The organism is Salinivibrio sp. VYel1 (assembly GCF_009377945.1).
Classification (GTDB): Bacteria; Pseudomonadota; Gammaproteobacteria; order Enterobacterales; family Vibrionaceae; genus Salinivibrio; species Salinivibrio siamensis.
The window spans coordinates 1-23,374 of sequence record NZ_RSAM01000006.1 but is presented as its reverse complement, the minus strand read 5'-3'; the positions used below and the strand labels follow the sequence as shown (position 1 = coordinate 23,374).

At 50.2% G+C, this 23,374-nt stretch carries 21 protein-coding genes and 1 tRNA gene; 3 read left to right on the top strand and 19 right to left on the bottom strand.

From position 1 onward, the window contains the following. Positions 1–27 precede the first annotated feature (27 nt). From EHW58_RS07115 to EHW58_RS07080, 8 genes are all read right to left on the bottom strand, one after another. Positions 28–330, bottom strand: a complete 303-nt coding sequence (locus EHW58_RS07115; RefSeq protein WP_108744016.1) for a helix-hairpin-helix domain-containing protein — start codon at positions 328–330, stop codon at positions 28–30. A gap of 162 nt (positions 331–492) precedes the next feature. Beyond that, complete coding sequence (ppiD, locus tag EHW58_RS07110) at positions 493–2,373, bottom strand: peptidylprolyl isomerase (protein WP_152795651.1); 1,881 nt, start codon at positions 2,371–2,373, stop codon at positions 493–495. Between the two features lie 167 nt (positions 2,374–2,540). Continuing rightward, entirely contained in the window at positions 2,541–2,816 is a 276-nt protein-coding gene (locus EHW58_RS07105; RefSeq protein WP_046075257.1) for an HU family DNA-binding protein, read from the bottom strand. A gap of 188 nt (positions 2,817–3,004) precedes the next feature. Beyond that, positions 3,005–5,377 carry an endopeptidase La gene (lon, locus tag EHW58_RS07100; protein ID WP_152795649.1) on the bottom strand — a complete coding sequence of 791 codons (2,373 nt, stop codon included), beginning with the start codon at positions 5,375–5,377 and terminating at the stop codon, positions 3,005–3,007. Positions 5,378–5,515: 138 nt separating this feature from the next. After that, on the bottom strand, positions 5,516–6,793 hold the full coding sequence (gene clpX, locus EHW58_RS07095; protein WP_046075255.1) for an ATP-dependent protease ATP-binding subunit ClpX: 1,278 nt from the start codon (positions 6,791–6,793) through the stop codon (positions 5,516–5,518). Positions 6,794–6,938: 145 nt separating this feature from the next. Continuing rightward, the gene (gene clpP, locus EHW58_RS07090; RefSeq protein ID WP_046075254.1) at positions 6,939–7,562 is read right to left on the bottom strand and encodes an ATP-dependent Clp endopeptidase proteolytic subunit ClpP; all 624 of its coding nucleotides are present in this window, start codon (positions 7,560–7,562) and stop codon (positions 6,939–6,941) included. Positions 7,563–7,840: 278 nt separating this feature from the next. Next, entirely contained in the window at positions 7,841–9,145 is a 1,305-nt protein-coding gene (gene tig, locus EHW58_RS07085; protein WP_152795647.1) for a trigger factor, read from the bottom strand. 337 nt (positions 9,146–9,482) lie between these two features. Then, positions 9,483–9,559: transfer RNA gene (locus EHW58_RS07080), tRNA-Arg, on the bottom strand. Between the two features lie 309 nt (positions 9,560–9,868). On the opposite strand from EHW58_RS07080, the gene folD reads away from it, so the two are divergent. Then, positions 9,869–10,729 (top strand): bifunctional methylenetetrahydrofolate dehydrogenase/methenyltetrahydrofolate cyclohydrolase FolD, encoded by an 861-nt coding sequence (folD, locus tag EHW58_RS07075; protein ID WP_046075252.1) that lies wholly within the window; start codon positions 9,869–9,871, stop codon positions 10,727–10,729. Positions 10,730–10,763: 34 nt separating this feature from the next. On the opposite strand, the gene EHW58_RS07070 is transcribed toward folD, so the two are convergent. The 4 genes from EHW58_RS07070 to EHW58_RS07055 form a co-directional block, all read right to left on the bottom strand. Beyond that, positions 10,764–12,005, bottom strand: coding sequence for a response regulator (locus EHW58_RS07070; RefSeq protein ID WP_046075251.1), 1,242 nt, complete (start codon positions 12,003–12,005; stop codon positions 10,764–10,766). 214 nt (positions 12,006–12,219) lie between these two features. Continuing rightward, positions 12,220–13,434 carry a diguanylate cyclase gene (locus EHW58_RS07065; protein WP_370517149.1) on the bottom strand — a complete coding sequence of 405 codons (1,215 nt, stop codon included), beginning with the start codon at positions 13,432–13,434 and terminating at the stop codon, positions 12,220–12,222. 72 nt (positions 13,435–13,506) lie between these two features. Continuing rightward, positions 13,507–14,007 carry a transcription/translation regulatory transformer protein RfaH gene (gene rfaH / locus EHW58_RS07060; protein WP_152795645.1) on the bottom strand — a complete coding sequence of 167 codons (501 nt, stop codon included), beginning with the start codon at positions 14,005–14,007 and terminating at the stop codon, positions 13,507–13,509. Positions 14,008–14,161: 154 nt separating this feature from the next. Beyond that, on the bottom strand, positions 14,162–15,217 hold the full coding sequence (locus EHW58_RS07055; RefSeq protein WP_172970021.1) for a response regulator: 1,056 nt from the start codon (positions 15,215–15,217) through the stop codon (positions 14,162–14,164). 511 nt (positions 15,218–15,728) lie between these two features. On the opposite strand from EHW58_RS07055, the gene EHW58_RS07050 reads away from it, so the two are divergent. Beyond that, entirely contained in the window at positions 15,729–16,328 is a 600-nt protein-coding gene (locus tag EHW58_RS07050; RefSeq protein ID WP_152795643.1) for a Yip1 family protein, read from the top strand. A 62-nt stretch (positions 16,329–16,390) separates the two neighbouring features. Here EHW58_RS07050 and purF read toward each other — a convergent pair whose 3' ends face one another. The 7 genes from purF to EHW58_RS07015 all read right to left on the bottom strand — a co-directional run bounded on the left by purF (position 16,391) and on the right by EHW58_RS07015 (position 23,125). Then, on the bottom strand, positions 16,391–17,905 hold the full coding sequence (purF, locus tag EHW58_RS07045; protein WP_152795642.1) for an amidophosphoribosyltransferase: 1,515 nt from the start codon (positions 17,903–17,905) through the stop codon (positions 16,391–16,393). A gap of 31 nt (positions 17,906–17,936) precedes the next feature. After that, positions 17,937–18,434 (bottom strand): CvpA family protein, encoded by a 498-nt coding sequence (locus EHW58_RS07040; protein ID WP_069362063.1) that lies wholly within the window; start codon positions 18,432–18,434, stop codon positions 17,937–17,939. A 61-nt stretch (positions 18,435–18,495) separates the two neighbouring features. Next, positions 18,496–19,044: an SPOR domain-containing protein gene (locus tag EHW58_RS07035; protein WP_077665876.1), complete on the bottom strand. Its 549-nt coding sequence runs from the start codon at positions 19,042–19,044 to the stop codon at positions 18,496–18,498. A gap of 12 nt (positions 19,045–19,056) precedes the next feature. Continuing rightward, positions 19,057–20,307: a bifunctional tetrahydrofolate synthase/dihydrofolate synthase gene (folC, locus tag EHW58_RS07030; RefSeq protein ID WP_152795640.1), complete on the bottom strand. Its 1,251-nt coding sequence runs from the start codon at positions 20,305–20,307 to the stop codon at positions 19,057–19,059. 65 nt (positions 20,308–20,372) lie between these two features. Beyond that, positions 20,373–21,299: an acetyl-CoA carboxylase, carboxyltransferase subunit beta gene (accD, locus tag EHW58_RS07025; protein WP_152795637.1), complete on the bottom strand. Its 927-nt coding sequence runs from the start codon at positions 21,297–21,299 to the stop codon at positions 20,373–20,375. Positions 21,300–21,466: 167 nt separating this feature from the next. Then, positions 21,467–22,252 carry a tRNA pseudouridine(38-40) synthase TruA gene (gene truA, locus EHW58_RS07020; protein ID WP_077638778.1) on the bottom strand — a complete coding sequence of 262 codons (786 nt, stop codon included), beginning with the start codon at positions 22,250–22,252 and terminating at the stop codon, positions 21,467–21,469. 135 nt (positions 22,253–22,387) lie between these two features. Further along, the gene (locus EHW58_RS07015) at positions 22,388–23,125 is read right to left on the bottom strand and encodes a FimV/HubP family polar landmark protein (protein WP_077638777.1); all 738 of its coding nucleotides are present in this window, start codon (positions 23,123–23,125) and stop codon (positions 22,388–22,390) included. A gap of 40 nt (positions 23,126–23,165) precedes the next feature. Between EHW58_RS07015 and EHW58_RS07010 the strand changes: the two genes are divergently transcribed. Further along, the coding region (locus EHW58_RS07010; protein ID WP_194163211.1) for a hypothetical protein at positions 23,166–23,374 on the top strand (209 nt) is incomplete at its 3' end.

Below are 23,374 nucleotides of genomic sequence, written 5' to 3'. Positions count from 1 at the left end.
GCCAAACACCACTTTGCGCGAGTATGGTTACACCTTTATGAGGTCTCGGTTTTTATCCAATGTTGAGGGACCAATGCCTTTGACCTCCATCAGTGCGTCTGGCGAGCTAAATTCACCGTGGGCTTGGCGATACTCAATAATGGCCTTGGCCTTCGCCGGGCCAATCCCCTTGAGTTGCTCTGATAACTGCTGCTCACTCGCGGTATTGATGTTAACGGAAAGACGTTCAACTTGCTCAGTCGCTTGAGCGGCGTTTTCATCAGCACTCCAACTCACCGGCGCCGTCACCAACGCAAGGGCAAAGAACAGACAGGATAAAAGGTGTTTCATGATTTCACTCCTTGTAGAAATGTCAGCCTTACCCTAAGTCTGCGCTCGCCTATTTGCATGTGAGCGATAAAAGAAAAACGACGCAGGACAAAGTCCTAGCGCCGTTTTTCTTACTCAAGCAAAGAGGGTGCGAGAGAGATCGAACTCCTGCTGCCCACTCGCTTACTGGGTATCTGACTCCGCGTAAGTCACATCCACCTCTTCGCGCAACGCTTGTAAGGTCGCAGACAGTGACATGTTACTCATCGCGCGTTGAACACGCGCCGCCATTTGGCTTTGCGGGCTGATATCTGGCACCTCAGGCACCATCACCTTATCCAGTGCCACAACCACCACATCACCTTGACGGTTTTGCGTCACGCCATAGCTGGCGTTGTCAGATGCTGGCTGTGGCAGAGAAAACGCCAGCTCAGCGACGGCTTGTTGCTGAGAAACACGGTTGAGTGTGATGGGGGCACTGAAGGTGTAATCGCTCCCCGTTACCTCACCGCTTTCTTCGAGTTGGGCAATCAAGTCACCGGCGGTTTCTTTTGCTTGCTCTTGGCCTTTCTCGGCGGCGAGCGTTTCGCGAACTTGGTCTTTCACTTCCGCAAAACTAAGCTGTTTTTCCGGCTTCACATCATCAAGGCGCACAACAATCGCATGCTCCCCAGACAACTCAATCAACTCTGAGTTAAGCCCGTTTTCACGTACGTCATAGCTGTCAAGTGCTTGCTGGATCTGAGGACGAGCCATCAAGCCAGTCGCCGCGTCTAACGCAAAATAATCGGTATACTGCACCTTGCTGTTCACCGCATCAGCCGCAGGCTCCAAACCATTCGCCTCTTCAAAAGCGACTTCAGCCAGTGTGGTAGACTGCGCGTAGAAACGATCCGCCGCGCGCGCTTGTTGCAATTCGGCTCGGATATCGTCTTTTACCTCTGCAAGCGGTGTCACATCCGCCGGATCAATATCGTCTAAACGGATAATATGATAGCCAAAGTCAGATTGAACGAGCCCAGAGACATCGCCTTTCTCTGACAGCGCATACGCCGCGTTCTCGAACGCCGGATCCATCACATCAGGTTCAATCCAGTCCAGCGACCCACCCTGCTCAGCACTGAAGGTGTCATCAGACATTTCCTTCGCTAAAGCAGCAAATGCGGCGCCTTGATTCAGGCGCTCTAGCGCTTGCTGGGCTTTGGCTTTAGCCTCATCACCTGTCCCTTCAATCAGGATGTGGCTCACTTTACGACGTTCTTGTGAGCCATACTGAGACTGGTTCTCTTGGTAATAAGTCGCGATGGCTTCATCCGAGACCTGAACCTCATTAGCCAGCCCCTCCCCCGTGAGCTCTACATAAGCGACTTTGACCATGCGAGGCTGGATATAATCGTCTCGGTTAGCTTGATAGTATGCTTCCAGCTCGTCGTCCGTTAGCGATACCTGCTCTGCAAAATCAGCCACTGGGAGCGTGATGGTGCGCACTTGGCGGCTTTGCGCCTCTAAGCGATACAGATTCTCTAACTCACTGGGCAAGACAAAGCCTGAGCCTTGTAGGCCATTAACCAGCTGCTGACGCATTAAGTCTGTGCGCATATAGTTGGCAAATTCATCGGCACTCATGCCCGTTTGGCGCAGAGCGGCCTGATAACGATCGTTATTAAACTGTCCGCCTTGACGGAACTGTGGCATCGCTCTAATCGCCGCTTTGACTTGCGCATCACTCACACGTAAACCGAGTTCGCTAGCCGCCTGCTCTAACAGCAAGTCATTGATCATTCGATCTAAGATATTTTGACGAAAACGCTTCACATACTCTGGGTTGCCCAGCAGTTGGTTAAACTGCTCTCCGGCTTGTTGCTGCATACGAGCACGTTCGTTTTGATAAGCTCGATCGAGCTCTGCACGGCTGATTTCTTTATCACCGACGGTTGCAGCGGGCGGGTTGGAACCGCCTGCCAGATAGCTGCCGACACCGGCAAAAGCAAAGGAAAAGATGATAAGGCTTAAAATGATCTTCACCGCAAGACTATTGGTGCCTTCGCGTATACGTTCCATCATAACTGGCCGGTACTCCAACTGGTTTGGGCTGGTTGTCTTTCAACTAAAAAGGCGCATCATGTGATGCGCCTTTACGCTCTTGTGCGCCGAATTATACGCGGTTGTTAGTGGCTTTGCAGCTCTAGCGCCCCGTCAAACGCGAATAATTCGGCAGCGAGTCACGAGGATTACTCGTTAACGGCGTCTTTTAACGCTTTACCCGCTTTAAAGCCTGGTACTTTGGCCGCCGCGATATCAATTTCAGCGCCCGTTTGTGGGTTACGGCCCTTGCGTGCAGCGCGTTCGCGTACAGAGAAGGTGCCAAAGCCCACTAGCGCGACCTGGTCGCCTGACTTCAACGTGTCAGACACCGCCTCGACGAAGGCATCCAATGCACGGTTCGCTGAGGCCTTAGAAATATCCGCACCTTCTGCAATATGATCAATCAGTTCCGACTTATTCACTTTTTCATCCCCTTAGATTACATCTCCGCAAACCTATCAATGTTGCGGTATTCAATAACAGACGCTTTGTCGACGAAAGACGTTGAAAGCGCGCTTGCCCGCCCCATGCAGGCAATGCGTCAAAGCAACGTTAGCGAGCAAAAAAAACGCTGACAAGCCTTTTACTGCCTGTCAGCGTTTTACGTTGCTTAATTTTGCTGCATGTCACTCTTTTCGGCGTTAACCAGCTCAATACCGAGCGGATTATTCTCTAGCGCAATGGTTAAAACCTCATCAATCCAGCGCACTGGATGGATAGATAAGTCCTCTTTGACGTTGGCAGGAATGTCCTCCAGATCGCGCTCGTTCTCTTTTGGAATGACAACGGTTTTGATACCCCCACGACGCGCAGCCAATAGTTTTTCTTTCAAGCCACCAATCGGGAGCACTTCACCACGTAAGGTGATCTCGCCGGTCATTGCCACATCGGAACGCACGGAGTTACCGGTTAAGCTTGAAACTAACGCGGTACACATCGCGATACCTGCGCTCGGTCCGTCTTTCGGGGTAGCGCCTTCAGGGACGTGGACATGAATATCACGCTTCTCGTAAAAGTCGCTATTGATACCCAGTTTGTCAGCACGGCTACGCACCACGGTCATCGCCGCTTGCACCGACTCTTGCATCACATCGCCCAGCGAGCCTGTGTGCGTCAGTTTGCCTTTACCTGGCATCGCTTCGGTCTCGATAGTGAGCAAGTCGCCACCCACTTCGGTCCAAGCAAGCCCAGTCACTTGGCCAACCCGGTTTTGCTCATCCGCTTTACCATAATCAAAGCGGCGGACGCCTAAGTAATCTTGCAAGTTCTCATCCGTCACCGTCACTTGCTTGAGCTCGCTATTAAGCAGAATTTCTTTGACCGTCTTGCGACAAAGTTTAGAAATCTCGCGCTCAAGGTTACGCACGCCCGCTTCGCGTGTGTAGTAACGAATAATGCCGACAATGGCCGAGTCTTCAATCGTGATCTCATGCGGTTTCAAGCCATTACGAGCCACTTGCTTGTCAATCAAATGCTGCTTAGCAATGTTGAGCTTCTCGTCCTCGGTGTAACCAGACAGGCGGATCACTTCCATCCGATCCAGCAGTGGGCCGGGGATATTCATCGAGTTAGATGTGGCCACGAACATCACATCCGAGAGATCGTAGTCAACCTCTAGATAATGATCGTTAAACGCATTGTTTTGCTCAGGATCAAGCACCTCAAGCAGCGCCGATGAGGGATCGCCACGCATGTCAGACGACACCTTATCGATTTCATCGAGCAGGAACAGCGGGTTACGGACGCCCACTTTCGACATCTTCTGGATAAGCTTGCCAGGCAATGAGCCGATATAGGTGCGACGATGGCCACGGATTTCCGCTTCATCACGTACGCCACCCAACGCCATACGGGTATATTTACGCCCAGTGGCGCGAGCAATAGACTGCCCTAGCGAGGTTTTACCCACCCCTGGCGGTCCCACTAAGCAAAGAATCGGGCCTTTCAGCTTCTTCATCCGATTTTGTACCGCGAGGTATTCCAAAATACGGTCTTTGACGCGCTCAAGGCCATAGTGGTCGGCATTGAGCACTTCTTCCGCGCGGGCTAAATTCTTTTTCACTTTTGAGCGTTTTGCCCATGGCACACTAATCATCCAATCGATATAGCTGCGTACCACGGTGGCTTCCGCCGACATCGGAGACATCATTTTCAGCTTTTGCAGTTCTTGCTCGGTTTTTTCCCGCGCCTCCTGCGGCATTTTTGATTCTTCGATTTTCTGCTTCAGCGCTTCAAACTCGTCCGGCGCATCATCCAGCTCACCCAGCTCCTTCTGAATGGCTTTCATTTGCTCATTGAGGTAGTACTCGCGCTGGCTCTTTTCCATTTGCTTTTTAACGCGTCCACGAATGCGCTTCTCAACCTGAAGCAAGTCAATCTCAGACTCCATCATGGTCATCAGGTATTCGAGACGCTCGGAAATATCAACGATTTCCAACACGTTTTGCTTGTCTTCAAGCTTAAGCGGCATGTGGGCAGCAATGGTATCAGCAAGACGCGCCGCCTCTTCAATGCCATTTAAGGATGTCAGTACTTCTGGCGGGATCTTTTTGTTGAGCTTGATAAAGCCTTCAAACTGGCTGATCGCCGTGCGAACCAACACTTCCTGCTCACGCTCATCCAAGCTTGGCGTGGTCAAATACTCGGCCTGCGCAGTGAAGAAATCATCTTCACTAAACTGATCGATGCGCGCACGCTGCATCCCTTCAACCAGCACTTTCACCGTGCCATCTGGAAGTTTAAGAAGCTGGAGAATGGTTGCCACCGTCCCAACGGTGTATAAATCTGAGATACTTGGATCATCAGTGGCGGCATCTTTTTGCGCAACCAGTAGAATCTGTTTGTCGTTGTCCATCGCCGCTTCAAGGCAGCGTATCGACTTTTCCCTTCCCACAAAAAGCGGGATCACCATGTGAGGATAAACCACCACATCCCGAAGTGGCAGCACCGGAATGTCAATGCGCTCGGAACGCTCCAAGTTCATATGCTTCTCTCTTCCGTTCAATCTGATTATGAGTATATGGGGTCTGTTGGACAGGTTTCAACGGCTCAACCGTCAGAAAATAAAAAAGGGAGTTGTCACTCCCTTTTTCTATATCACTGATAACCTTGTGTAACGATATTACTCGCCACCCGCCGCTTGGTTATCCGTGTGTTCATACATCAGTAGAGGTGCAGATTCGCCTCGGATCACTGAATCGTCAATCACCACTTTGCTCACGTCTTTCATTGACGGTAAGTCGTACATGGTATCCAACAACACAGCTTCGACAATCGAGCGTAGGCCACGTGCACCCGTTTTACGCTCCATCGCTTTTTTGGCGATAGCACGCAGTGCGTCGTCTCGAAACTCCAGCTCCACCCCGTCGAGTTCAAGCAACGCGCCATACTGCTTGGTCAACGCGTTTTTCGGCTCGCGCAGAATTTGCACTAAGGCATCTTCGTCAAGCTCTCTCAACACCGCGGTGACGGGTAGACGGCCAATAAATTCAGGGATCAGGCCATACTTCACCATGTCCTCGGGCTCAACTTTGCCGAAGAACTCATCGGCTGAACGGTCCGTGGCGCCTTTAACCTGCGCACCAAAGCCAATGCCAGAGCCTGTATCGACACGCTGCTCAACCACTTTATCGAGCCCCGCAAACGCACCGCCACAGATAAACAGGATTTTCGACGTGTCTACTTGCAAAAATTCCTGCTGTGGATGCTTACGTCCTCCCTGAGGAGGAATCGACGCGACTGTTCCTTCTACCAATTTAAGCAGTGCTTGTTGCACCCCTTCCCCAGAAACGTCTCGGGTAATAGACGGGTTGTCGGATTTACGAGAGACCTTGTCAATCTCATCGATATAGACGATACCACGCTCCGCTTTGGCGACATCATAATCGCACTTTTGCAACAGCTTCTGGATAATGTTTTCCACGTCTTCACCGACATAACCGGCCTCGGTCAATGTGGTGGCGTCTGCCATGGTAAATGGCACATCCAAAAAGCGCGCAAGCGTTTCGGCCAGTAATGTTTTACCACTACCGGTAGGGCCGATCAGCAAGATGTTACTCTTGCCCAGCTCCACGCCATCTGCGCTTTTGTCACCGTTTCGCAAGCGTTTGTAGTGGTTGTAGACTGCAACCGAGAGCACTTTTTTCGCTTGCTCTTGGCCAATGACATAATCGTCAAGGTGTGCACGAATTTCACTCGGCGCGGGTAAGCTATCTCCCTCGCGCTTTGGCATCACTTCTTTAATTTCTTCACGGATAATGTCATTACACAGGTCAACACACTCATCACAAATGTAGACCGATGGCCCGGCAATTAACTTACGAACTTCGTGTTGGCTCTTACCACAGAATGAGCAGTAAAGCAGCTTTCCGCTTCCACCGTCTTTTCGCTTGTCTGTCATTCGCTAACCTCTTTGGGGCCTTTGCCCGTCGTTGCCTTATGTTGAGTTTACAACAAATCGGCCACTTTTTCCGACCCAACCACTGACAAGCTTTGCGCTTGTTCACGCAGCTTGCTTGATTTCAACGCCCTAAGGCATGTTGGGTTTAGTCTCGTTGACTTAATACGGCGTCAACCAAGCCATAGTCCACCGCTTCCTGTGCCGCCATGAAGTTATCACGGTCGGTGTCACGTTCAATCACTTCCATCGGCTGGCCTGTGTGCTCAGCCAACAGGGTGTTGAGGCGGTGCTTGGTTTTGATCATTTCTTGGGCATGAATTTCAATGTCAGACGCTTGGCCTTGGAAGCCCCCCAGCGGCTGGTGAATCATGACCCGTGAATTCGGTAGGCAATAACGTTTGCCTTTGGCTCCACCCGCCAACAGGAACGATCCCATTGAGCACGCTTGGCCCGTACACAGGGTGCTGACATCAGGCTTGATAAACTGCATGGTGTCATAGATCGCCATGCCTGCCGTGACCACGCCACCTGGCGAGTTGATGTACAAATAAATGTCTTTTTCTGGGTTTTCTGACTCTAAGAACAGCATCTGCGCCACAATCAAATTTGCCATTTGATCTTCCACTTGCCCAGTGAGGAAGATGATGCGTTCTTTTAGCAGGCGAGAGTATATATCGTAAGAGCGCTCGCCGCGCGAGGTTTGTTCCACCACCATAGGAACAAGGGCGTCCATAATTGGCGGCATGGCATTATTGTGTTGTTGGCTCATAGCGTAATATCCCTAATCGAATTCGTTATAACTCTTGCCTTAACCAAGGTTTAGCACAAAACGCTGTAACAGGTCACTAAAATCTTAAATCGATGCACGCAGCTTAATGATCCAGCGAGGTTTTTTATGGCTAAAACGTCTCGCACTCTTGACGGTTAAGCGGCCAATATAGCGACGCAGTAGATGGAAAAAATGGCCCAAATGACAAGTCATTAGGGCCATTGTAAGCAAATCCATTTACGCAGTGTCAATGCGACACAAACGTTTTTTAACCTTGATTAAGCTTGCTGAGAAGCGTTCATCAAGTCACTAAAGCCGACTTCAGCTTCGGTGACAGTGGCTTTTGCCAGTAGCGCATCAATCGCTTGCTCTTCTAGCGCGACGTTGCGCATGTTTTCCATCAGCTTCTCGTCTTTCTCGTAGTAAGCGACAACTTCTGCTGGATCTTCATACGCAGATGCCATTTCTTCGATCAGTGCTTTAACACGCTCATCATCAGCTTCAAGCTCTTCTGACTTGATCACTTCCCCAAGCAGAAGACCGACGCTTACACGGCGTTTAGCTTGCTCTTCGAACAGCTCACGTGGTAGCTGAGAAGCGCTATCCATGTTGCCGCCAAAGCGTTGTGCCGCTTGCTGACGCAAGGTGCCAATTTCTTGCTCAATCAGCGCAGACGGTACGTCGATTTGGTTTTGCTCAACCAAGCCGTCAAGTACCTGCTCTTTCACCTTGTTCTTGATCGCTTGCTTGAGCTCGCGATCCATGTTTTTACGCACTTCCGCTTTCAGGCCTTCTACGCTGCCATCGGCAATACCAAAGCGCTGTACAAACTCTTCTGTCAGCTCAGGTAGCTCTTGCTCTTCCACCTTGTGCAGTTTAATCGCAAACTGCGCCGCTTTACCTTTTAGGTTCTCAGCGTGGTAGTCGTCTGGGAAGTTCACATCGATAGTGAATTCTTCACCCGCTTTTTTACCCACTAGGCCGTCTTCAAAGCCTGGGATCATACGACCTTGGCCCATTTCTAGTTGGAAGCCTTCAGCTTTACCGCCTTCAAACTCTTCACCGTCGATGGTACCCACAAAGTCTAAGGTGACACGGCTGTTGTCTTTCGCTTCACCGTCTGCTTCTACCCAGCTCGCTTGTTGCTTGCGCAGGGTATCAAGCATCTCGTCCACATCACTTTCTTGAACGTCTGCTTTTGGCTTCTCAACGCTGATAGCATCTAGGCCTTGAAGCTCAACCTCTGGGTACACTTCAAAGTCAGCTTTAAAGACCAAATCTTTACCCGCTTCGTTTTCAACGGGTGTAAAGCTTGGCGCCCCTGCTGGGTTCACTTTTTCTTGAATCATGGCTTCGATGAAGTGACGCTGCATCACTTCGCCCAGCACGTCTTGGCGTACTGTGTCACCGTACATGCGTGACACCATCTTCAATGGAACTTTACCTTTACGGAAACCATCAAAACGACGATTCTTAGCGATATTGCGTAGCTCTTTAGTGACTGCGTCATCGATGTTGGCAGCAGGCACTGTGATGGTCATTTGGCGCTTAAGGCCTTCGGTGGTTTCAACGGTAACTTGCATTATAAATTTAACCTCAAATTTACTCAGGGGTACTGAGTGATGTTTACCAGTTTTACTGGTGGCATCATCTGAGCTATGAATCCGTCATAGCCCCTGCGAATCCGGATACACGCAAATGGCGTATCGAGCTATCTCATCCGAGACTGAAAATTAAGACGCGCTATTATAGCGGCACCCGTCAACTGAGTCGAGACAAGGGGCGACCGATGGCGTTTCAATATCAAAATTGGGGTGATATCTCACAATTCAACCGCGTGGGATCACACTTTTTACGGTTTTATGTGTGTTTGGTTATTTTCAGAGCAGTTCGGTGAGACAAACAGGGAAAAAAGCAGAATGGCGCGCCCTACAGGATTCGAACCTGTGACCCACGGCTTAGAAGGCCGTTGCTCTATCCAACTGAGCTAAGGGCGCACTGTCTTTACGCAGCGTGGATTATAAAGCGACGTTAGGCGTCGTCAACGCTTTTCCCTAAAATCTTGACGTGGTTGCTCAAAACCACATCATTTACTGGCTATGTATTCATGCGACGCGGTGAGGCGAGAACGCGAAATTGATGCTTTTCGTGTTTCAGTTTCGTCAAGCATCGTGCGAGCATGATCGGCTGAGTGCTTTTTTTTGCCTTCCCCCTCATTAAACTGCATTAGCAAACGTTTGCGTAATAGCTTTTAGGTGCGTTTTTTGTCACACTATTGCCAACATTGCTTTAGCCGAAGGATAGTTATGGCCGCACAACTCATTGATGGAAAGCTGATCGCGCAAACCGTGCGTCGAGAGGTTGCCGCCCGCGTTTCCGCTCGCACTCAAGCGGGACGTAGAGCCCCCGGATTGGCGGTAATTCTGGTCGGAGACGATCCTGCCTCCCAGGTTTATGTTGGCAGTAAACGTCGTGTCTGCGATGAAGTCGGTTTTGTGTCAAGGTCTTACGACCTCCCGGCTTCGTGCTCTCAACAAGAGTTACTCTCACTCATTGACACCTTAAATGCGGATGACAGCATTGATGGCATTCTCGTCCAACTGCCCTTACCTGCAGGGATTGATGCCACGTCCGTATTGGAGCGCATCCGCCCAGACAAAGATGTCGATGGGTTTCATCCCTACAATGTCGGTCGCTTGTGTCAACGCATGCCAACCCTGCGTTCTTGCACACCAAAAGGGATTATTACCCTCCTAGACCGCTACAATGTCCCTCTTCGTGGTAAACATGCGGTGATCGTGGGTGCCTCCAATATTGTTGGCCGCCCGATGACGTTAGAACTGCTATTGGCGGGCTGTACAACCACAACGTGCCACCGGTTTACCCAGGATTTAGAAGCCCATGTTCGACAAGCCGATGTGCTGGTTGTGGCGGTCGGTAAGCCTAAGTTTATTCCTGGCGATTGGATCAAGCCCGGCGCCATTGTGATTGATGTGGGCATTAACCGCATGGAAAACGGCAAGCTTATCGGCGACATCGAATATGAGCTTGCCTATGAAAAGGCTAGCCATATTACCCCTGTCCCAGGTGGCGTGGGCCCCATGACTGTCGCGACCTTGATTGAAAATACGCTCATGGCCTGTGAGCAATACCACGATGGTCACTAGCATGAGAGAGGGTCAAACTGGCCCTCTTTTTTTTTCAGGATACTAAATCCGTTTGTCCATCTTGGATGAGCTGATTTCGTCCCCCTGCCTTGGCTTGGTACAAACACCTATCTGCGCGCTGAACAAGTTCATCAATACGGGCATCGGCATGGACCATCCCTATACTGATGGTGATTGAAAACGCCTTATCATAGGGTGACCAAACGGTCTTTTCCAATTCTTCTCGCATCGCCTCAAGCCGGCGCACAAAGCTCTGCTCGTCATTGCCGTAGAGGATACAGAATTCCTCCCCACCGAAGCGAGCGACCATGTCCTCCGGAAAATAGCGTTTCATCATCTTTGCCAGCTCAATCAGCGTAATATCGCCGATATGATGCCCAAATTGATCATTGATCTTTTTAAAATGATCGACGTCGACCAGCGCCAAACTCCTCGGTCCCTTGTGTGAGCGTGTGTGAGGGTGCTCGAAAAAGTAACGTCGATTCCACACTTGGGTTAAATAATCCGTATTGGCCATATTGAATAGGCGACGCTCGGTATCGAGCGCATTCAGTGTGCTGTGCAAGCGACAATAAAATTCCTCTTGGTTAAACGGTTTGGCCAAAAAGTCATTCGCACCCGCTTTTAAAAACCGCGCCGTTAAGCTGGGATCTTCCTCACCCGATAAGCCTATAATCGCCAACTGGCCGTCTGTTTTCAGTTTGCGTAATGCCTTAACCACACTCACTCCATCCATTTCTGGCATGGTGTAATCGGTAATCACCAAAGAAATTCGCTTATCGCGCCGCACCATAGCCAATGCCTCTTGGCCATTTTGGGCCTCAAGGACATTGAGGTATTGCCGCTCTAATAAGCTGCGCACGTAACGACGGGCTGTCAGCGAATCATCCACAACTAACACATGGTGCTGATGGTTCTTTTCTAGGCGGTTGAGTAACGGCGCTATCGATGACACGCACGAGGGACTATCTTTGGGGATGTAATCAATCACGGTTTTGGCTAGCACACGTTCCCGAGTCCGAGCATCCATCATCGCAGTGAGTACAATCACTTTTATGTCCAACGACAAACATACGTCAATGATTTCACCGTCCTGCCCATCAGGCAGGCAGTAGTCGAGGATAGCACAAAGAAAGTCGGTCTCTTGGTTGAGGATCGTCTCTGCTTGTTCGATTGAGTTTGCTATACATGGGATGTATCCGGCCTTTCGTATCTCGGCTTCAAGTAACCGCCTGAAAGGTCGACTATCTTCCACAACCAACACTTTATATTCCATCTGCAACGCACCACGTCTTCACGTTAATTTTGCGCGACAATGCACGCAACGGGGCAAGAAGCGGTACAGGGTAAGGGCAATTGAGTGCGTGTAGACAGAAATTGCGCAAATTTCTCAACAATGACACACATCTCGCAGATATTTGACGCAACACCAACAACCGATCGCACACTTTATGCGTTATTTCGTGTCACTTTTTAGACAAAATAGACATTTACCCTTGATGCACCACCATTTGATTCCGGCCAGATGCTTTTGCCTGATACAAGGCTTGATCTGCAGTGTGTAAAAGGCGTGAGAGAGAGGCCGCTTGAGAGTCCACGCCAATGCTCACCGTTACTTTCAGCGTCTGATCTGACACTCGTACGGGGCGTTCGGCGAATGATTGGCGATAAGAGTCTAGCGATTGCTGAAACACCGTCAAATCACGAAGCGATAATACACAAAACTCTTCTCCTCCCAATCGGGCGACCGTGTCTTCCGGAAACGCGTCTGCCAGCATTTGCGCGACCTCAACCAACACATCGTCACCGATATGATGACCAAAGTCATCATTGATACGTTTAAAGTAATCAATATCAATAATCGCCAAATGCTTACGCGCTTCATTTGCAAGCTGGTCACCCCGCTCAAAAAAATAGCGTCGATTCCAAAGCTGCGTGAGAAAATCTGTATTCGCCAAGAGAAATAACCGCCATTCGGTATCAATCGCATTCAAACAGCTATGCACGCGGCAGAAGAACTCTTCCTGATTAAACGGTTTGGGCAGATAATCGTTCGCCCCTGCTTTGAGAAAACGTGCCGTTAGCGCACTATCATTATGTCCAGACAAGCCTATGATTGCCTGTGAGCACTCGGTATCTTTCTTACGAAGCGCATACACAAGCTGAAGGCCATCCATTTTCGGCATTTCGTAATCAGTGATAATCAGCGATATATCTGGCGTTTTTTCCAGCACGTCAAGTGCCTGCTCACCATTTTCAGCTTCCAATACGGTTAGATACTGACGCGCTAACAACGCAGAGATGCGTTTACGTATCGAGGCAGAGTCATCAACCACCAGCACACGGTGCCCTTGATTGTCAGCCAATCGCTTAACGAGTCGGCAAACCGCATCAATACAATGACTACTGTCTTTGGGGATATAATCGATAACGGGCTTTGATAGTATCTCATCACGCGTTTTCTCTGTTTGCGAGGCGGTGAGGACAACCACTTTAAGCCCGACGGCTAAACAGAGATCGATGACTTCGCCGTGGTGAGCATCCGGCAAATTATAGTCGAGGATCGCACAGAGAAAGGTTGTGTGGTGATCTAGCACATCCCTCGTTTCTGCTAGGCAGGTACAGGTCACAGTGGCAAAACCCGCTTTTCTCACCTGTTGTTCAGCCAGCATGCGAAACGACCGGCTGTCTTCAACGATAAGCACCGACTCCAACGACTGCCTCCCTCATTCAAAGCTATACCTTGATGAGTGTAGCAGCCAAACCGGGAGAGCGTGTTAACTGGAGGCGCTGATATCGGAGTTATTGATACAAAGTTCAGTTTGCTTGCTAAGTATATTTATCAGCAAAATGCAGCGTTTCTCGCCGTCTTTTTCTTTGAAGATCGCTTCCGCTCCAGCAAACTGCCCCTGCTCAATCATCACCGACTGTCCAGGCTTGAAGCCTTGGTAGAGTGCGTCACGTTGTTCGTCACAATCTTCCATCGTCATCAGCTGTTGGATCAACGCCAAGTCGACCTTGACCGGGTACGCACCTTGGCGAACGAAATCAACCACACCACGCGTGGAGCGAACACTTGTGTACTGCACAAGGTCGGGATCAAAGCAGGCAAACACATAGTTGGGGAAGAGTGGCTCTTCAACTTGCTGACACTTGCCTCGACGCAACTTTTCCACCGTCACGGTCGGGTAGTAACAATCAACGCCTTGGCGCTTCAAATTTTGCTCTGCGCGTTGCTGTTCCGCGCGCTTACAATAAAGTAAATACCAATGTTTCATGTCGTTCTGTCCCTGATGTCTATCGACAGTGGCAGCCTGTCCAGAGCGACGAGAGTATACGGATGTTAGGCCCACACAGCAACAAAGGCGAGCGCCAATCAAAGCCACTCACCTTTGCTTAGGGTTAACGATTCGACATGGTACCGCTGAATCGTTAGGCGATTTTTTGAATATCGACGCTAAAACTGTTCAAGCCAACTTCATTCAGCGACACACGCGCATCACCTGATTGAAGATCGACGCTTTGAAATTGGCTCGAGAACGCATCGCGCCCCAACCAATGATCACTGTGAACAAGGCTTGTCGCTCCACAGCTATCGACCGTGGCTTTTATCCCCGCCGGTAAAATATCAAGCTGATTATCGGTGGTGTTTAATACACCGAACATCGCACGAACCGGCGATGTGTAGGCTGAGGCTCGAATCGCATCCTCGATCCGTTTTACCAAGGTGAGAAATCCTCTTTCATTGACATCACCTGAGCGGACAAAATCATTAAAAAACGCACGGATCATCAAGGTGGTCGCGGTGCCGTCTTCCTCTGCGGAGGCAGAGTCGACCACATAAAAGGCCATTTTCCCGCCCATCAACCAAGCATAATCCAATACAATGGGGTTGGCATCTGCCGATTGCAGTGAATGGTAAGAAAGACGCCAAGCACCTTGTTGCGAATCGGGCTCTGGCATCAGCCCCATTAATAACTCACGTGCGCTGCCTGGGTTATGGCGTAAGGCATCAAGGTGCCACTTGAGCTCTGTCTCTGATGCCCCGCGATCCGTATCCTCGCTCACTTTAAACCATTGCTGACTAAAATCATCGCTGGCGTGAACATCGTCGTTCGCATCATCAACCACCGTCTCGATGGCTTTTTTAACCACATTAATATCTTCAATCGGTTTGATCAGAAAGTCTTTCACCCCAAAGCGAAGCGCTTGGGCGACATCAGCCATCCCCCCGGTGCCAGAGATCACGATCATAGGTAGCATTGGATATTCAAGGCTCACCTCCTCAACGAATTCTAAGCCTGTCATCACTGGCATCGACAGGTCACTGATCAATAGGTCAGGAATCGACTGTCTTAGCGCTTGCAACCCTTCTAAACCATTTTCAACCTCACGTACTACCGCTCCCTCTCTTTCGAGAAAAGACGCAATCATCCGACTGAAGACGGGATCATCTTCAACGATTAAGATCTCTTTATTATGCAACACGACGCTCTCCTCCAGGACTGCAAAGCAGCGGCTGTTTTCATTCTCACTGCACTAATCGTAGTTGAATTCAGACACACCTGTGACCGCTAATGAGATTTAATTCAGTAGCGCTCTATAAACAGCTGTTTAAAATAATAATTTTCTTAGCATTCAAGCAGGTGAATCGTCAAAGCCATTTATCGGCAGCATAAAAAAGGCTTGAAAATCAATGACACTATAAGAGTACGCTACTCTGTATTAAAAGTAAGACTTATAACAATTAATACATGATGTCTATCACAAGAATGTATATCGGTATTGTCTTAATATCGAGCCAGTCAGAAAAGCGCAGCAAGGCGATTTTTTGTCGGGAGGAAAACTTGCCAATTGAGACACCAACAACTATTCCTTATTAAAGAAGAGTGTATACGGCATCTGTCTCCGCACGCCAGCAGAGAAGACGTTTTACTTGAGGCGTCGTGCGCCGACCGTTGCACCTGACTTCACTGAGGGAATAACGAGCGGGGTTACTATGATATTGAGTCATTTATTGGGGTTATATACCCATCCCAAAAAGGAATGGAAAGCGATTGGCGAGCGGCACGAGGCCGCCTCAAACAGCATTGGTCACGCGTTGTTACTTGGGTTAATCCCGCCTGTTTGTGCCTATTACGCGAGCGTCCATATTGGCTGGCAGATCGGCGCAGGGGATCCCATCTTTATGACCCCGCAAAGCGCACTGTTCATCGCCAGTGCCATGTATCTCGCGTTATTGGGTGGTGTGGCCGCGTTGGCCTATCTCACATTGTGGATGAGTCGCACGTTCGGTTCTGCCCCAACTTACACTCAGTGTCTTGAACTGGCCGCCTATACCGCGACGCCCATTTTTATGGTAGGACTGGCCACGCTCTACCCGGTGGTGTGGTTTGTGATGATCGTCGGCTTGATTGGCATTGCCTACTCTGTCTACCTCCTCTACACGGGGGTACCGATATTGATGGAGATCCCTGAAGAACGAGGGTTTATCTATGCGAGCTCTGTCGTCACTTGCGGGTTAGTACTGCTGGTCGCGATCCTTGCTGCCTCTGTCATCCTTTGGAATGTCGGCATGGGCCCAGTCTTTACCCATTAATCGACATACACTCAACGGGCTAACACTGAAAAACGCCGCGATAGATATCGCGGCGTTTTCAATTAATCCTCGTTATGTATCTCTAAGTTAGCCAGCTCTTGCTGCTGCTCGCGTACCGTTTTCGCATCGTCGTTCCGCAAACTTTGTATATACTCGAGGTAAGCTTGATCGACATCCTGAGTGACGTATTCACCGCTGAATACGGACGTCTCAAAGCGCTCAATAGCCGGGTTCGCTTCGCCAACCGCTGTCACCAAGTCAGAAAGATCTTGGTAGACCAAGCCATCCGCACCAATCAATTGACCAATTTCATCGACTTCACGACCATGGGCGATCAGCTCGTTAACGCTGGGCATGTCGATGCCATAGACGTTAGGAAAACGCACTTCGGGGGCGGCTGATGCCATATACACTTCTTTTGCCCCGGCCTCGCGCGCCATTTCGATAATTTGCTCCGAGGTGGTGCCGCGGACTATCGAATCATCGACTAACAGAACGCGTTTGTCTTTAAATTCAGAACGAATAGCATTGAGTTTACGGCGCACCGATTTCCGACGCATTTGTTGCCCGGGCATAATAAAGGTCCGACCGACATAACGGTTTTTGACAAAGCCTTGGCGGTAAGGCTTACCGAGCACTTGGGCAATCTCCAAGGCGATGTCACAGGAGGTCTCTGGAATGGGGATCACCACATCAATATCAACATCATCCCACTCTCGTTGGATTTTAGCCCCCAGTTTTTGTCCCATACGGATGCGTGCACCGTATACGGAAACCTTATCTATAAAGGAGTCCGGGCGAGAGAAGTAGACAAATTCAAAGATGCAGGGGTTTAAACTCGGCGCATCCGCACATTGACTGGTATGCAGTTGTCCATCCAGCGTGATATAGATAGCTTCACCGGGTGCCACATCACGGACAAAATCAAACCCGACCGCATCCAACGCCACTGTCTCCGACGCCACCATGTATTCAGTGCCGGCCTCCGTATCGCGTTTACCTAAACAAAGTGGCCGAATGCCCTTAGGATCACGAAACGCTATCACACCGTGGCCAATGACCATGGCCACGACCGCATAAGCCCCCGACACTTGTCGATGCACGGACGCTACCGCGGCAAACATATCGTCAACCGTTAATGGATGCGATGTCGCGGTTGATAACTGGTGGGCAAGGACATTAAGAAGGATTTCAGAATCAGAGGTGGTATTAAGGTGGCGACGATCTTTCTCGAATAGCGACTGACGCAAGTCTTGCGCGTTGGTGAGGTTGCCATTGTGCGCCAGGGTAATACCGTAAGGAGAATTCACATAAAAAGGCTGCGCTTCTGACGCACTCGAACTCCCCGCGGTTGGATAACGCACATGCCCAATGCCAACTTGGCCTTGTAAGCGCTGCATATGCTTAAGTTGAAACACATCCTTTACGAGGCCATTGGCTTTTCTAAGCCGGAAACGATTGTCGTCAATAGTGACAATCCCGGCTGCATCCTGTCCCCGGTGTTGTAGCACCGTCAGTGCATCATAAATGGACTGATTGACCGGGGTGTTACCAACGATTCCAACAATACCACACATGTCAGCGATTCCTTGTTACGCGAATATCATCCTAAGATCCGGCGATCTCAGGTAAGAAACTGGAACTGTTCTCGAGATAGTGGAAAAACCATTCAATCACTACCGCAAAGTTAGGAATAAGTTGCGACTGCCCCCATGCTTGGGTGTGAGCCACCGACGTAAAGGCATCCAGAAAGAAGAGCATCGCGGCAATAATGAGTACACCACGCACACTCCCAAACACCATACCCAGCACCCTATCGGTACCAGACAACCCGGTTTTCTCTACCAACTGAGCAATCACATAATTGACCACCGCCCCCACAATTAAGGTGGCAATGAACAACAAGGCTATTGCGCTACCATTACGAATAACGGCATCTTCGATATTGGTCAGGTAAACCGCCAGTTGCGTATAAAACTGACTGGCGATAAAAAACGCACCAAACCATATCACCAATGACAATGCTTCTTTAACAAAGCCTCGAATCACACTAACTAGCGCCGAAAAACCAATGACGCCAATAATGAGGTAATCAATCCAATTCATCGTATTCACTTGCTCGAGACGTGCGCATTCTAACAGAAAAAATGCTCACGCAAACGTTTTCTTATTGGGTGAGTGGGTCAAATTTACGCAATTGACCCTTCAATCCTGTCAAAGATTGCAAATCAGTCAGTTGCGATTCTAGCGCCGATTTGGAGACGTGAGGCCCTACGACCACCTTGGCTAAGTCATCTGGCTGAATGTCTTTGGGTAAGATATGTGCTTGGTAACCTTTTTCGCGTAATTGTTTGACCAAACGTCGTGCGTTGTCTTGGTTGCGAAAGGTACCGAGCCGGATCATCCACGCCCCTTTTTGGTCACTGACTGACGAAGAGGCTGTTTCACTAGACACCGGTTTAGACGCAGGCTCGCTGTCCGTTGCGTTTGTTTGATGCTCTTTAACCTTGGTGTCTGGCGCCTCGACCTCAACCACTTGTGGTGCTTGAATCGGTGTTTGGCTCACCTCACTGTCAAAATCATCCCGTAGCGGGATACTCTCATAGCTCTCTTGATAATGCTCTTTTTTGCCATCAAGCACATCTGGCAGCACTATCACACCGATAGACACCAACACCAAGGTACCAACGATTCTTTTTTGTAACTTACTGGCCACAATGACTCCGTTTTAGTTAAGCTCGCTCATTACCTGTCCAACGGTATGAAACGACCCAAATACGACCACACAGTCTCGCGCAGGTTCAGCGTGTTTTAACGCCTGCTGATAGGCCTCGCTGGGTGACGCAAACTGTTGTGATGCCGATACAGGCAAGCTGTCGGCGGGGGCGCCTCGGGGCACAGATAACGATGCGGGATACCAGTGATCCACGATACCGTCCAGGCAGGCTAAGGTACCCGCCATGTCTTTATCGGATAACATGGCCACCACCGCATGCACGTGCCCGCCGCGTTCCGCTTTGCACTCAGCCAACTTCTCTGCCAAATAAGCGGCCGCGTGCGGATTATGAGCAACGTCAAACACAGTGTAAGGCGCCTTGGCGACAACCTGCATTCGCCCCGGTACCGACACCGAGGCTAACCCGTCAGAGATGTGCGTGTCTGCAATCTCCAAATCGGCAACGCCCAAAGCCATCAATGCAGTGGCGGCATTTTGTAATGGTATTGCAGGGATAGGCAACGCAGTCAGTTCAAACGCCCCTGCCGCCCAACACCAGGTATCATCAGTGAGCGTATAGTGATATTGATAACCCAGCTGGTGTAGCTCGGCGCCAATACTGTCAGCGTGTGCAGCCACGCTCGCCGGTGGAGAAGGCTGACCGCAAACAGCAGGTTTATCCGCTCGGAAGATACCTGCTTTTTCGTGGCCGATTTGGTTAATATCATCACCTAACCAATCACAGTGATCGAGCGCAAGGCTGGTGATCACCGATACGTCATGCTCAACCACATTGGTAGCATCAAGGCGTCCACCAAGGCCAACTTCTAAAATCACGACGTCCAATGCGTGCTGCTTGAACAGCTGCAATGCAGCCAAGGTGCCGAACTCGAAAAAGCTCAGGCTGGTCTCACCACGCACTTTTTCAATCGTCGCGAACGCTTTACTGTGCGCAGCATCGTCGAGCCATTTGCCATTAATGCGTACTCGCTCATTATAGTGAATGAGATGCGGGGAGCTATAGACACCTGTGCGATAACCCGCATGCTGCAAAATCGATTCTAGCAGCGCACAGGTTGTGCCTTTACCATTGGTTCCCGCGACAGTAATCACTGTCGGCGCTGGCTTAGTCAGTTGCGCTTTTTCGGCCACTGCCGCGACGCGTTCAAGGCCAAGATCGATGGCACTGGTATGGATGCTTTCGAGATAAGACAGCCACGTCGTTAAATAGGACGTGGCTGTTGGGTGTTGTTGTTCAGACATTGGCTTGGTCAGTTACTCCATGATGGGTAAATGATACCAAGGATAGCGCCGTGGGACACGGTCAATTATTGCTCTTGAGAAGGCGGTGCCGCTTCAGGCTCAAGATCAGGCTTGCCTTGTTCTACATCGACCACCAGTGGTGAGTGACGATTATTCAATTTGGCAAGCAGACCCGCTAAGCGTTGACGCATTTCTCGGCGGTCGACAATCATGTCAATCGCGCCATGCTCAAGCAAGAACTCACTAGTTTGGAAATCTTCAGGGAGGTTCTCACGCACGGTCTGTTCAATGACTCGACGCCCCGCGAAACCGATAATCGCTTTAGGCTCGGCCACATTGATATCACCTAACATGGCAAAACTTGCCGTCACACCACCGTATGTCGGATCAGTTAATACCGAGATAAACGGCAGGTTGTGGCGAGAAAGGCGTTCCAATGCGGCACTTGTTTTTGCCATTTGCATCAGTGACATTAGCGCTTCCTGCATACGCGCACCGCCACTGGCAGAAAAACACACCAAACCGCAGTTGTTTTCGATCGCAGCATCCACCGCTTTAACAAAGCGAGCGCCCACAACGGCCCCCATCGAGCCGCCCATGAATTTAAATTCAAAGGCACAGGCCACCACGGGTACATCAAACACGCTGCCTTTCATGACCACAAGGGCGTCTTTTTCACCACTCGCTTTTTGCGCCGACACTAAGCGATCTTTGTACTTTTTCGAATCGCGAAACTTCAACACATCTTTAGGTTCAAGCTCACTGGCAATCTCTTCACGCCCGTCTTTATCCAAAAACACGTCGAGCCGGCGGCGTGCTGGCATGCGCATATGGTGTTCACACTTTGGACAGACTTCCAAGTTACGCTCGACATCAGCGTGATAGAGGACTTGATCACACGACGTACACTTGGTCCACACACCTTCTGGAATCGACGCCTTGCGTGATGAACCAATATTACTTTTGGTTAATATTTTTTCTAGCCAGCTCATGGACAACCTTTACTTAGTGATAACTCTCGCGAACGGACAGCTATCTTGGATTCGTAACAAATTAGACCGAATTAAATCACAAGTCCGTCAGACTTGGGATAAAAAACTGGTACTACCTATTCTGTCTCCGTGCTGTATGCGTACAGCGTACTTGCCGACACAATCACCTAATCCGGCAAAAACAAGGGGCCAATGGGTGAGCGAGGCAACCCAAATGTTTCGGGGTAGTCCACCTCAACCAAATACAAGCCTTCAGCTTTCGCGGTCGCAGCAGCCTGGGTTCGATCTTTTTGTGCCAGCAGCCAAGCCACCCACTCAGGAGGCTGCTCTTGACGACCGACCGCCATTAAACTCCCCACGATGTTGCGCACCATATGATGCACAAACGCATTGGCTTTAATATCAATCACGATAAAGCGCCCTTGACGGTTGACCGATAAATGCATCAAATTCCGCCAAGGGGATTTCGATTGACACTGAGCGGCACGGAATGAGGAAAAATCATTCTCCCCAAGTAGATACTGACCGGCTCGGTGCATTAAGGTTTCATCAAGTTCAGCGTGATAATGACTGACTCCCTTGGCTAAGATCGCCGGGCGCAAGGGATGATTATAAATGACATAACGATAGCGTCGCGCAGTGGCACTAAAACGGGCATGAAACTCGTCTGTCACGGGCTTAGCCCATCGCACTGCAATCGGATCCGGTAAATTCGCATTGACACCCATCGTCCAAGCTTTTAAAGGACGTTGATTGTCAGTGTCAAAGTGCACCACTTGTCCTGTTCCATGCACGCCAGAGTCGGTACGTCCCGCACACTGTACGGCGACAGGGTGATTGGCAACCGTCGATAAAGCACGCTCGAGGTGTTCCTGCACACTGGTGACTTCTCGTTGCCTCTGCCAACCGTAAAACTGAGCACCATCATACTCAATGCCTAACGCGAATCTCATGCCCTGCCTTCTCGTTACTCGTCAATAAGGCGCCGCATTATACCCATAAAGCCTTCGAGTTGCAGGTTAAAAGCGCGTGCTTCGCCATCACTGCCGTCATAAAGAAACAGGCAGCTCTCGCTACCTGTTTTTTCACTACCTCAGCTGTTCTAACAACTGACGCGCTTCTTGCTGCAAGGTCTTGTTGCCCGATTGCATCACTTTTTCGAGCAAAGAAATCGCCCCATCGACATCGTTCATTTCCAAATACGCTTTGGCGAGGTCAAGATTCGTTGATGCTTCAGTACTTGCAGTATCACCGTCCACATCAATGGCACTAATATCTTCTAACACATCAGGAAACTCATCTAAACCCACATTCAGGTTCATTTCCGCTTTATCAGGATCGATATCTGGCGTAGAACCATCATCTCGCATAAGCTCTTCAATGCTGATGTAGTCATCTTCTTCTTGCTCTTCACCAATCAGCTCACTTTCTGCTTCCCCCTCACCCAGTAGATCCTCGTCTAAGGCTTCTTCGAGTTCAAAGGTTTCCAGTGAGGCAGGATCTATTGCGGGTTGCTGACTCCAGTCTTCACTCTCTGCTTCAGGCTCAGGTTCATTATCAGCCTGCCACACTGCCGCTTCTTCATCGGACAGTGAGGAAAGGTCCAGTGGCGTGTCATCGTCTGACTCGGAGAGCAGTGCCTCCATGTTTAAGCCACCCACTTGGTGATCGTCATCGTCGAGATCACTGATATCTCGCTCATCACGCTCAGGCGTTTCCGTTTCCTTGGCGGCGTCACCCTCTTGCTGCTCATCTAAATAAGATTCTAGCTCGCGCTGCTCTTCAAGCGCAGCGCTTAGTGCGTCATCCTCGCCAAACTCGCCCAACTCATCAAGTGAGAAGGAGTCAAACTCATAGTCACGCTCATTGCTTGGCTCTGGCTCTGGCTCTGGCTCTGGCTCTGGCTCTGGCTCTGGCTCTGGCTCTGGCTCTGGCTCTGGCTCTGGCTCTGGCTCTGGCTCTGGCTCTGGCTCTGGCTCTGGCTCTGGCTCTGGCTCTGGCTCTGGCTCTGGCTCTGGCTCTGGCTCTGGCCCCTTTTTCTACGCGTCGCCTAAGACCTCACACGGTCCAGTCGT